The organism is Echinicola strongylocentroti (assembly GCF_003260975.1).
GTDB classification, from domain to species: Bacteria; Bacteroidota; Bacteroidia; order Cytophagales; family Cyclobacteriaceae; genus Echinicola; species Echinicola strongylocentroti.
Map to the genome: position 1 here is coordinate 1346812 of NZ_CP030041.1, position 12453 is coordinate 1359264.

Here is a 12453-nt window from a genome sequence, read left to right on the forward strand (position 1 = left end):
CCCAGTGATCAAACAGGTTTGGATGGTTCTCAATACCGGCCAAAAACTCCCGCTTTGTCCTCATGGACTCTCGCCCATTAGAACGGTCAATTTTGACCTATATTTACCAGTCAAGACACACACAATGGCTATGCGTTATCCGGCAAAAGTACTGAAATAAAAGCAATTACATTAAATAAACTAACTGCTAAACGGAAAGTGAAGGGCCTTGAAATCCCGCACTACGCACAGCCGGACCGTTGGCAATAACTTGGAAATGATTCTTATTTGGTGCATATTTACATCAAACGAATAAATTATGGCTAGACAAAGTATATCATTCACAAAGCCAAACGATGAATGGCTGAAAACTCAAGTAGATAAAAAAGAGTATTCAAGTAAGAGTGAACTCGTAAACGACTTAATTAGACAAGCTCGAAAACAACAAGTTGAAATTAACTGGATTCGCGCTAAATTGGAGAAAGCCGAAAACAGCGGATTTACAAGCGAAAGTGAAAATGAAATTTTAGCTCAATCAAAGTCTTTGCTTAATGGCTAAATATAGATTGAGCAATGAAGCGAAAAATAACCTGATACGGATTCATCATTACGGTGTGAAAAAATTTGGAATGACTCAAGCGGACGAATACTTTGCATCATTTTTTAAATATTTCGAAATTATTGCCCAAAGACCCTTCTCATTTGAATCGGTTGACTATATAAAAAACGACTACAGACGTTGTGTCTGTGGAGTTGATAGCATTTATTTTAAAGTAAATGAGGAGATTGTCGAAATAATGGCAATTCTCGGAAGACAAGACTTGAATGAAAAACTATAGTAGGTAAAGGGGGATTTCACCCCTAAACCTCTCACAGAATCGTACATGAACCTCTCGATTCATACGGCCCTTATTATGCAGTCGGTTAATCGTCCATAAGTTAGACCAATTGGTATCCCATCTCCCAGTGATCAAACAGGTTTGGATGGTACTCTTTTCTTCTTAAGCGTGACAGGGTAATTGTCGTTCCGAGAATCGGGCTCTAGGCTACTGCCCATCCGTCTTTTCTGTTGCCCTCTCTCATACCCGCCCAAAGCTCCTGCTTTGTCCTCATGGGCTCTCTCCCATTCGCCCCTTGGGTCGGTCAACTTTTTGACCTATATGCACCATTCAAGGCACACACAATGGCTAAAACGGCAATATGGACTATGCCCCCATACTGCGTTTAGCCAGGACGTTGGCATTTACTAAAAAAATTGTACAATATGTATAATTTCCGTATCTTTGACTTATAACAAAGAGTTGAATGAATGTAAAAATCCTAGAAACGGCAACCAAATCCGATATTAAATCCCAAATTTATTTGGTAAAAAAAAATAAGTCGAAATTACCTTCGATAAATGAAGGATGGAGATTTAATTTTAGTAAACACTCCAAAAGGAAAGATTGCGAGACTTACATTTTAACGACTGACAAAACACCTGAAATAATTGAGGGATGCTTGATAATAGATACTAAAAGTCCTCATCAAGTTTATATGGCTTTTGTTGAGGTTGCACCGCATAACAGAGGTGATAAAAAAAGATACGAAAGAGTTGCAGGTTGTTTAATAGCTTTTGCTTGTAGACAAAGCTTCATTAATGACAAAGAAGGTTATCTCGCTTTTGATGTCCTAGAAGAAAAAAAAGAGAATGAAACAAAACTAATGACGTTATATAGTAAAAAGTATAATGCTGTTAGATTCGACACATCTACAACAATGATTATTCTACCTGAAGGTAGTGAAAAACTCATTAATGAATTTTTAAATTGAAGGTTATGAAAAATATAGAAATCTTACCTAAAGACATTTGGAACAATGACAAACTCAATAAAATAGATGAGTTTATTAAAGAGCATTCTGATAATCAGTCTAAAGAAAGAAAAATCAGGAATAAACTTCTTTCCATTCAATATAAACTAGAAGACTATATTGAAAGAGATGATATTAAAGAAAATGAGACTCTTGATATTTTGGACTTTGTAAAATTGTACTTAAAGGTCTTTGACATTACCAAAAAAGATTTAGCCAAATATTTTGGAATGCGAGACAGTAACCTTCATAAATATTTAACCGGTCAAAGAAAACTGAACCCTGAAGTTGTGCTTAAAATCAGTTCCTTTTCTCGAACAAAACCTGAATATTGGTATAGAGTCCAAGTTAAAAACGAAATAGTAAAATTAAAAAAAGAGGACCGAAAAGAATATGACAAATATGACTATGAAAAGTTATTGTCTATATAAAAAAACAAAATTCCAACAACTAAGTATTCGTGTAGCCGGAACGGCCAAACATGATTGCAGAATTGAACGAGTGGTGCTGGGAAAGGACATTTATGGAGAAAAGTGATAGTAGTGATCAGAATCGGACTCTGGGCTTGTCGAAACCTAAAAGTCCTGAGTAAATTGATTTCACCCCCCTATTGTGCCCTATTTCCCTAATGTGGTTATCAAATAAGGTAACTACTTTATGTTACTCTTTTCCGAGGCCTTAGAATTCGGGATTAACCCTAGAACTTTTAACTCCCCTCACTACCTGCATTATTTTTCTTTTGGTTAAGGTAATCTGTGGGAGACATTCCAAACTGCTTTTTAAAGCATTTGGAAAAGTAAGATGCCGTATTAAACCCAGTTTGGTACATGATTTCCTTAACTGAAATATCACTCTTTTCCATAAGTTGTACCGCCCGCTTCAACCGGACCGTTCTAATAAATTCACTTGCGGACTGATCAGTAAGGGACTTCATTTTTAGATGGAGCTTAGACCTGCTCATGCCCATTTCTTTCACAAACTCCTCCACGGTAAACTCTGGATTGTCCATATTGGCCTCCACCACCTCCATCGCTTGGGTCAAAAAGGAGTTGTCTGTGGAGTTTACGGTGATCTCAGAAGGCTGCAATAAAACCTCATTGGTAAATCGCTGGCGCATTGCCTCCCTGCTTTTCAGCAGGTTATTGACCCTAAGCAATAGCTTCTCCAGGTCAAAGGGTTTCGTAAGGTACATGTCTGCACCATGTTTGAGCCCCTCCAGTTCTCCCTCTTGTGTATTTTTTGCCGTTAACATTAATACGGGGATGTGACTGGTCTTCGTACTGGCCTTAAGGCGCTCGCACAACTCCACTCCATCCATGACAGGCATCATCACATCCGTAATGATCAGGTCAGGGTCTTCTTTTTCTGTAAGTGCCAGTCCTTGCTCTCCGTTGATGGCTTCTATTACCTCATACTGTCGATGAAACGCCTCACGGATAAGTCGTCTAATTTCTGCATTATCATCCACCACAAGCACCTTCAACAGCTTCTGGTGCTTGGCTTTGGATTCTGGTACTGGGCTCTTTTCGGTAAAATCCTTCTCCAGATCCACGTCTATCCATCGCTCAGGCAAGAGATCAAAGCCCGTCTCCATATTCATCACCACATTATCGGCATCCTTGTACGCTTGTTTATGGAGGGGCAGGATAACTGTAAACGTTGTCCCCTTGCCTTCTTTGCTCTCAAAGGCTATCTTCCCTTGATGGATCTCCACCAGGCTTTTCGTATAGGACAGTCCAATGCCTGTACCCACATGCCTCCCCGATTTTTCATTGGCCTGAAAAAAACGTTCAAACACTTTTCCTATCCGATCACTGGGAATCCCCACTCCCGTATCCACGACTTGGATGCTTACTGCCTCTTCACCATCCCACTCTTTTGCGGTAAGTGGCGTTACCGACAAGGTCACTTTCCCGCCTTTTGGGGTGAATTTAAAGGCATTGGACAAAAGATTGTAGAGGATCTTTTCTACCTTATCTGTATCCAACAGACCGTGGATTTCGCCTTGCAGACGAACGTCAAACTCCACTTCCTTGCTCAAGCCAACAAGGTGGAATGGCTCTGCTAATTCTTGGACAAAATCACTCACATTTTGCTCAGAAAGGAATAATTTCATCTTATTCTGGTCAATCTTCCGAAAATCCATGAGCTGGTTGACCAACTTCAACAGCAACCGTGCATTTTTTTGCATCAGGGTGTACATCCTATCCCTTTCGGATTCGCTGAATTGCATACCAGACTTCATCAGCTGCTCCAAAGGCCCCAAAATCAACGTAAGGGGTGTCCTGAATTCATGGCTGATATTGGTAAAAAAACGAAGCTTCATTTGATGCAGTTCCTCGGTTTTTTCGCGGGTAAGGTGCTCCACCTCCAGCTGGTGCTTTTTGGTGATTCCTATTAGGGTATATTTTCTTACGCCGATCAGCACCAGCACTGCCACTGCCACATACAGCAAATACGCCCACCAAGTAAGCCAAAACGGAGGAGCAATGACCACTTTGATAGCCGCTACCTCTTGTTCATTCCACAATCCATCATTATTGGCCGCCTGGACTTTCATGGTGTACTCTCCATGACCAATGTTGGTATAGGAAGCAAATCTCCTCTCTGCAGAAGTCTCGGTCCACTTCGTGTCAAAACCTTCTAACTTATACCGGTATTGATTTTCACTTGGCGCAGCATAGTGCAACGCCGCAAATTCGAAAGTGAAGTTGTTTTCCCAATATTTCAGATCGATCTGCTCACTTTCATAAATGGCCTGTGAAAGGACTACTCTACCATTAAATTCCTGCCCCAGCGGTACTGATTTATTGAAAATTTGAAAATCGGTGATGGCTACTTTGGGCTTATAAGGATTATCTTTTATCTCGTGGGGATAAAAAGCATTGAACCCATTCACTCCACCAAAGAGCATTTCTCCATCATGTCTTTTATAGGCAGCCAGTTCACTGAACTCATTACTCTGCAGCCCATCAGTCACATCGTAGGTTTTAAAACTCTCCTCAAAAGGATCAAACTTATTGAGCCCCTTATTGGTAGATATCCACAAAAAACCATCGTTGTCTTCCAAGATACCCTTGACGACGTTATTGGATAGGCCCTCTGTCTCTTTATACGACTTGAAGGACAACTCCCCGTTTCCATCCATCATGACCTTGTTTAACCCTCCTCCGAAAGTCCCAATGTACACTTGCCCCTCTAGGGTCTCGTACATATCCAAGATATAATCATAACTCAGGGATGTCGTATCACCGGGGATATTCCTATAGACTTCTATGTCAGGATGGGGCTGGTATAACTGATGTTGTCTGATCAGGTTCAGGCCTTTGCCCGTTCCGACCCACAAGTTGCCCAGCTTGTCCTGCATAAGACTTCGGATCATTTGGATGGACAGTCCATCACTTTCGGTAAACTGGTCTACTTGATAATCTCCACCCGGCCGTGGTGTCAGCCGATAAAGTCCCTGATGATAGGTGCCGACCCAGAGCACCCCGTTCTGATCACTGTGAAGATCAAAAACCGCCCCGTAAATCCCGTGCTTGGTCCCAAAATCCCAGTCCACTGTGGCTTTTCCATTTTGGTCAAAAATTACCCGTGACAAAGCTTGGTCCTCCGAACCTAGCCAAATGATCCGATTGTCGGACAGGACGGTCTCTTCAATACTGAAGATGCTTTTAATATCATTGTCATAATGGGTAAATGACTGGTATTTTTCACCCTTATTATTGTCCCAATCCACGTTTAGCCCGCCACCCTGCGTGCCTATCCACACAGCGTTCTTAGAATCCTCAAAAATACTACGAATCTTATCATAACTGATACTGCCCTCCTTGATGTTTTTCCGGTAAACTCTAAAGGCCTTTTTCTCTAAATTGACTTTATTGACTCCTCCACCGTTGGTCCCTATCCACACGATGCCGGAATTGCCACGATAAATACACCTTACATTGTTCTTATTTAAACTCGCCGGATCCTCTACATGGACGGTAAATTCCTCCTTCTCCAGTAAAAATGGTGAGGTACTTTCCTCTTTCATCAATTGGATCCCTTGGCTGGATCCTCCCCAGACACTGCCTTTCCCATCCGAAGTCATTGACAGGAAATTTCCATGTACTGTAGGGTAAAATGTTCCGTCTACTAAAATATAAACGGTATTACCGGCATTGGCGAGCAACTGTCCTTTTGAGTTTTCTCCAAGAGAGCGGATATTCTGGTTAGAAAATCCAGGATGTTCCTTCACCGAATACTCCTTGCCATTGCGCACCATGTAAAACAAACCACTTGTAGTGCCAAACCAAATCTTGCCATCCCGCCCTCGTAGATGGCCTGAATTGGGTTTTTCGATGCTGTACCTACTAAGAACTTCTCAAAAACCGGAGATTTAAGAGGTGTGTTCCTGATGAGGTTGAGCCCATTTTGTGTCGCTATCCACACTTCTTCTTTGCTGGACACCACGACTTGGGTGATGAAGTTATTGGACAGCCCTTCTTTATTTCCAGGAGTATGGTAAAACCGTGTGAATTTTTCGGTACTGATATCCAGCAAGTTTAACCCTGCCCCTGTCGTCCCCACCCACAAATACCCCCTGGGATCTTCTTCAAGGGCAAATATCAGATTACTACTGATCGTGGAGCTATCGTTGGGATTGGATTGGAAAACTTGAAAATTGTACCCATCGTATTTGTTCAGCCCATCATGGGTGCCAAACCACATAAACCCATTTTTATCTTGGGCAATGGCGTTGACATCGTTTTGGGACAGGCCTTGCTCTGTGGTCAAGTGCTCGAAGGTAATATTATGGGTCTGTCCATATCCATTGCCCCAAATCAATATCAGGAATAAGAAAGGTATATTAAGCAGTTTCATTTTTCTTATTTTGGGCTAAATGTTATTTTTTCAGGTAATTACTAAAATGTAATCGACCTACAAAACCTAATTCTAGTGTTTTCTACACGTGTTTAATTAAGCAATTTAACAGTAATTATCATTCCATCATGAGCAAAGTCGGCTTATTGTCGAAGTATTGCCTATTTTTTATCCTGTATCACGGTTCCTTAAGCTGACGAACCGCCAGCTCTAGCTGGTCCACCGGTAGCTTGCAGGTCTTGTTTCTACATACATATATCATGGTTTTCCCTGTGACCTTTTTATGCTTCAGCAAAGGCAAATTCTCCTCTTCACCTCCTATGAACAAGGTATTGGGGTAATATCTTCGCTGTAATTTCACCGCCCAGGCTTGGGCTTTATCTCCAAGTAAGGCCACTTCGGTGATGTCTTCTGAATGGAGAGCCATCAATTGCCACCAAGAAGCTTTTTGGATGATATTTCCCATACCTGTTGATGTCACTTTGTCAAGCATTGCCTTGGACCGATCAATGTATTTGGAGTTGCCAAATAAGGTCCCGACCAAAAATAAATTTCTGGCCATCAATGAATTAGAGGAAGTCATATCTCCATCCAGCACAGGCACTTCACTCATGTACAAGGTACTGTCATTACTCTCAGAGTACGTAAATAAGGGCGATCCGGGGTCATCAAAATGCGCTAAAACATACTTGGTGGTTGCTAAGGCCATGTCCAGCCATTTCTTATCCAAACTGGCTTGGTAAAGTTGGATCAATGCGGCTATCCAGTTGGCATAATCATCCAAAAAGGCCTTTCCATGGGCTGCATCCTGTTCCGATGCGAGCCTTTGGAGGCCATCATCCTGTTGCTGGAGCTTTTTGTGAACCGTATTGGCCAGTGAAACCGCCTCGGTATAGGCTTCTTCGACGTCAAAGGCCAGGGACATTTCTACCAAGCCCTGTACCAATAGCGCATTCCAACTGGCAATTTGCTTCGTATCTACATCCGGCAGCTTTCTTTCCTTTCTTCTTTGGTGAAGCCTTAACAAATTGCTCTTGATAATTTTTCCGACCTTATTTTCTGGTAGACTATACATTTCCGAGAGCTCTTGATCGGTATATTGACGATAAAGGACATTCTTGCCATCTTGCCAATTGCCGTCTCTGGTAATGTCAAAAGCACTAAAGAACAGCTCCCTGTCCTCACCACTCATGAGCGCTGTCAGCTCCTCCCATGTCCACGTATAATACAATCCTTCTGTCTGCCCGGAAACAGCACTCAGAGAACAATGGTATAATCCATTTGCCCCCTTCATTTCTTCCCTTAACCAATCGAAGGTCGCAAGGGCCCTATCCCTCAACAGCGGCTGCTGTGTAATCTTATAGGTTTTAGAAAGAAGTCCGAGCAGTTGGGCATTATCGTAGAGCATTTTTTCGAAGTGTGGGATATGCCACTGCGCATCAGTAGAATACCGGGAGAAGCCACCTCCTACATGGTCATAGAGCCCTCCGGTAGACATCTGGAAGAGGGTCTTTTCCACCATTTTCTGGGCATTTGGATTGGATGTAAGCGCTGCGTAATCCAATACAGCACCCCAAAGCGCTACCCGCGGAAACTTCTGCTGTTCCAAAACACCCCCAAATTGACCATCAAACTGCTGCTCTAAAATAGGATATACCGATGCATATCCTAACATAGCGGAGGACTCTCCTGTATGCTCCTTGGCTTCATTGGTCAATTGAAAGTCATTGGGATCGATGATTTTTTCCACGATATTTTGCGCTTGTCTTCTCAGCGCTTCTGGCTGTTCCCTGTACAGGTCACTGGCCTTTTTTAACAATACCAACCAGCGGTCTTTCGGCATGTAAGTGGCCGCCACCAAGGGCCTGCCATCAGGTAAGGCGATGATATTAAGTGGCCAGCCAGTGGATCCGTTCAGGAGAACGGCAGCTTTGGAGTACACTTGGTCGATATCGGGCCTTTCTTCCCTATCTACTTTTACGGAAACAAAATCCCTGTTCATCTCCTTGGCCACAAGCGTATCCATAAAGGTCTCTTGCTCCATAACATGACACCAGTGACAAGAAGCATATCCAATGCTTATCACCAATAGTTTATTGGAGGATGTCGCCTTTTCCAACACCTCATCAGACCATTCATTCCACCGAATCGGGTTATCACTATGTTGTTGCAGATAAGGACTCAATGCATCAGCCAGGTCATTCTTGTGACCCTCTTTTTGATTTTTGGAAGTACATGCCATCACCAACAGTGACACCATCAACGCCAAGCAAACCCCGAAACTACCCACTTTCTCCTTCATCCTGTTGCGCTTTATGGTTTATCCAACGTTACTACCTTTAGCCTACCGCTATTAATGCCAAACACCAACGCCTGCTGTCCCCCCTCAAGTCGAATGCTGGAGGATGCCATTACCTCCCCCTTGATATAAAGCCCGGACTCGGACGAGGGCACCGGCAAGAGCGCACCCTCTGTGGTGGTCAGTAGCATTTTTCCATAACCTGCATCATTTCTCGGGGTTTCTACCTCCGACTGGTACAGGTTACCTGTAGCAATATAATCAGGCTTGTCATCATCATTTATGAAAACCGGCAAAAAATCCCGAATGGCCGAAAGCTGTAATGCTTGAGGCAATGGACTCAGCTGCCATTTACCCTCATCATCCCTATGTAGCCAAGAGCTGGCAAAGGTATTTACATCATAGGACAACGAGTTTTCAAGCATCTTCTTCCCGTAAATATCTTCCAAGCTGGCAGAAGCAAAAGCTGAATAGGTTTCAAACCTTTTGGCGATCGTCGGCACTTGCTGGGAAGAACACTCCCTACCACGTACCGGCAATTGCTTTCCTTTCTTTTCATAGCTCAGCACAATATCAGAGGTGCCGTTCTCATCAAAGTCATTGAGATAAATCGTAAATGGAGAAGGTTCACTGGTCTTATACTTATAGTTAAGGCCCAGGTTTCCTAAGAGAAAATCGGCTTTTCCATCTCCATCCAAGTCGGTCTTTTCTACGGTATACCACCAGCCTCTGGTCCCTGCCAATCCTTCCTCCTCGGTAACGTCCTTCATCCCTTCTGGGGTATTGAGCAGCATGGTGACATTCATCCACTCTCCCACCACCACTAAATCATCCCTGCCGTCGTGGTTTAAGTCAGTGACCACAGCATCCGTCACCAAGCCCAACAGCTCGTTTTCCAGACCACCTTCCAGTTTTTCAAATTCCAGGTCACCGTTTTTTTGTCCATTATTTACCAATATTATACTCTTAGGCGGGCTTGGGTAATGCCCCGGGACAATCCTCCCTCCTATAAACAAATCCAAATCTCCATCACCGTCCACGTCAAATGGACACACCGTCTTACCACTTATCCCTTGGGTCGCCGATGTGGCTTTGGAATGCTTTTTAAAACCAGCGGGCATATTGACATACAACCTATCCTGATAATAATCGGCAGGTTTATTCTTATCATTTCCGCCACTAACTACATAGAGGTCAAGGTCCCCATCTTGGTCTGCATCAAACCATATCGCCCCAGTATCTTCTTGCTCTTTATCCATCTCCCATGGCCCCTTCAATACCTGAAAGTTGCCTCCTGCCTTTTGGACAAAGACCTGAGATGTATATCCTGCCCCATTACCGATAAACAGGTCTTCCCTACCGTCTTGGTCAATATCTCCTACTGCTAGCCCCGGCCCCATCGCCGAATTGCGATGCGGCAAAAGTGGCTCATATTGGAAGTCGTCATATCCATCCTCCTGATGGACAAAATCCAATCCTGAAGAAGAGGGTAAGTCACTCACCCAAGCGGCCCTTTTTTGGGGGGATAGCTTCTCTTCTGCATCAGAATAGTGGACAACGAGCTCTTGACGAGACGCTAGGCCGGTTAGCTTCTGTACTTTTCCGTCCGGCCATTTGACTACCAATGAATCGACTTCCTGTGTCCCTTTTCCCAAGCCAAAGTGAACGATAGGTTCCACACTTGATTGAAATCCCCTAGAAGTGATGTGCTGTATAAATTGTTGGTTCCCTTGGTAGTAAACTTCTAATTTGGTTCCTATCCCAAAAGGATTGTTGGCGGCTCCCTGTAGTTTCACTCTTAAAAATGAATTTCCAGTGCCTGAATTTTCGTAGATGGATGCCTTATCGCCAAGGTTATTGATTACCAAATCCAAATCTCCATCACTGTCCAGATCGGCATAAGCTGCACCATTGGAAAACCCAGGCTGATCCAAGCCCCAGTCTTTGCTGGTTTTTTGGAATTGCAGCCCATCTATGTTCTTAAACGCATAATTGGAAATGGGCGTACTGGGTAGTTTATTGATATCCAATACCAGGTCATTTCCAAAAAATGACTGCTCATCGATTTCCATGTTGGCATCATTATTATTAACATCCCTTTTCATGCCATTGGTCACAAAAAGGTCAGCAAAACCATCATTATCCAAATCTGCCAATAATGGAGCCCAGCTCCAGTCCGTGGTAGCTATTCCCGCATACCGGGCAATATTACTGAACATAGGTGTTTGCTTATTGCTTCCTTGGTTTAGCTGAAGACTGTTTTGCATATACTGGTAATGAAAGCCTAGGGCTACAGCCTCATAAAAAGTCCTCGGGCTCATACTGGCCATATTGGTTTTGGAACGCTGGTGGTCTTCAGGAGTCATGTCCACTTGCACCAGGTCCAATAGTCCATCCCTATTGACATCCCCCACATCTATGCCCATTCCAAACATACTCGTTTGGTTCATCGCTTCCTGCGAGACCTCCCTGAATGTCCCATCTTGGTTATTGATATAAAAATAATCCGGGACATTAAAGTCATTGGAAAGATAAAGGTCGTCCCAACCATCATCATTGAAATCTGCTGCCATTACTCCTAAAGTTAGGCCAAAGTTCTGTATCCCGGCCTCGGCTGTCACCTCTTGGAAGTTTCCATTTCCTAAGTTTCTGTATAAGTGGCCTGCATCCTCCCAGCTATTTTGATCCATCAATTCTTTATAGAACAAGTTCCCTTGGCTGACAGGTACCAAAGGATAATTGGCCACAAAAACATCCAACAAACCATCTCGGTCAAAGTCAACCGTAGTGGCATGAATAGAGTGCCCTAGGTCATCTAGGCCATAAGTGGATGCCATTTCAGAAAAAGTACCATCTTGGTTGTTTATAAAAAGCTGGTTATCGGTACGCCCGCTTTTTCCGGATACACAGGCATAAATATCCAGCCAACCGTCTTGGTTAAAATCGGCCATTAAAGTCCCTGTATACCATCTCCCATCGCCCTGTACTCCAGCAGTTTCACTTACATCCTTAAAAGAGAAATCACCTTGATTTAGGTACAGCTTGTTGGGTTTTTGATTTCCTGTAAGGTAAATATCGGACAGGTCATCGCCATTTACATCTCCAATGGCCACGCCCCCACCCATGTACAGGTAAGGAAAGTTGAAATAGTTAAGGGTATCGTTTTCAATGATATCGTTCGAAAAATGAACATTACTGCTTTGTGGCACAACCGGCGAAAACAGTGGAGCAGAACTTTTATCAGAAGAAGACCTTGTACAGCTTACAATTACCGTACATAGCAATAATAGTAATGTTGGGTAGCTGTTGTTCATAGAATATATTACTGGGTTTATTAGTCGGGGAAGATAGCGATATCAGCAAATCCCTCTATTAATTCCGGGGTCTTTTATTCCCTAAAAAAAAGGCACCCTACTGCTCCAATCCATGAAACAATAAGGTACCATATTAGGGTCAAT

9 protein-coding genes are annotated in these 12453 nt (G+C 43.2%); 4 read left to right on the forward strand and 5 right to left on the reverse strand.

The annotated features are described in order from the left end of the window. The first annotated feature begins 298 nt into the window (after positions 1-298). Both DN752_RS05190 and DN752_RS05195 read left to right on the forward strand, forming a co-directional pair. Positions 299-538 carry a ribbon-helix-helix domain-containing protein gene (locus tag DN752_RS05190; RefSeq protein WP_112782966.1) on the forward strand — a complete coding sequence of 80 codons (240 nt, stop codon included), beginning with the start codon at positions 299-301 and terminating at the stop codon, positions 536-538. Beyond that, entirely contained in the window at positions 531-818 is a 288-nt protein-coding gene (locus DN752_RS05195; RefSeq protein WP_112782967.1) for a type II toxin-antitoxin system RelE/ParE family toxin, read from the forward strand. The genes DN752_RS05190 and DN752_RS05195 overlap by 8 nt, the downstream gene beginning before the upstream one ends. A gap of 131 nt (positions 819-949) precedes the next feature. Here DN752_RS05195 and DN752_RS24390 read toward each other — a convergent pair whose 3' ends face one another. Further along, on the reverse strand, positions 950-1126 hold the full coding sequence (locus DN752_RS24390; RefSeq protein WP_162633121.1) for a hypothetical protein: 177 nt from the start codon (positions 1124-1126) through the stop codon (positions 950-952). 158 nt (positions 1127-1284) lie between these two features. Between DN752_RS24390 and DN752_RS05200 the strand changes: the two genes are divergently transcribed. Then, positions 1285-1791, forward strand: a complete 507-nt coding sequence (locus tag DN752_RS05200) for a hypothetical protein (protein WP_112782968.1) — start codon at positions 1285-1287, stop codon at positions 1789-1791. A gap of 5 nt (positions 1792-1796) precedes the next feature. Further along, a complete protein-coding gene (locus DN752_RS05205) occupies positions 1797-2261 on the forward strand; it encodes a helix-turn-helix transcriptional regulator (RefSeq protein ID WP_112782969.1) in 465 nt (154 codons plus the stop codon). A 275-nt stretch (positions 2262-2536) separates the two neighbouring features. On the opposite strand, the gene DN752_RS05210 is transcribed toward DN752_RS05205, so the two are convergent. The 4 genes from DN752_RS05210 to DN752_RS05225 all read right to left on the reverse strand — a co-directional run bounded on the left by DN752_RS05210 (position 2537) and on the right by DN752_RS05225 (position 12309). Then, complete coding sequence (locus DN752_RS05210; protein ID WP_112782970.1) at positions 2537-6097, reverse strand: hybrid sensor histidine kinase/response regulator transcription factor; 3561 nt, start codon at positions 6095-6097, stop codon at positions 2537-2539. Continuing rightward, positions 6067-6696 (reverse strand): ligand-binding sensor domain-containing protein, encoded by a 630-nt coding sequence (locus DN752_RS05215; protein ID WP_112782971.1) that lies wholly within the window; start codon positions 6694-6696, stop codon positions 6067-6069. Before DN752_RS05215 ends, DN752_RS05210 begins: the two co-directional genes overlap by 31 nt. A 178-nt stretch (positions 6697-6874) precedes the next feature. After that, positions 6875-8998 (reverse strand): thioredoxin domain-containing protein, encoded by a 2124-nt coding sequence (locus DN752_RS05220; protein ID WP_112782972.1) that lies wholly within the window; start codon positions 8996-8998, stop codon positions 6875-6877. 11 nt (positions 8999-9009) lie between these two features. Beyond that, positions 9010-12309 carry a VCBS repeat-containing protein gene (locus DN752_RS05225; RefSeq protein ID WP_112782973.1) on the reverse strand — a complete coding sequence of 1100 codons (3300 nt, stop codon included), beginning with the start codon at positions 12307-12309 and terminating at the stop codon, positions 9010-9012. Positions 12310-12453: the final 144 nt, after the last annotated feature.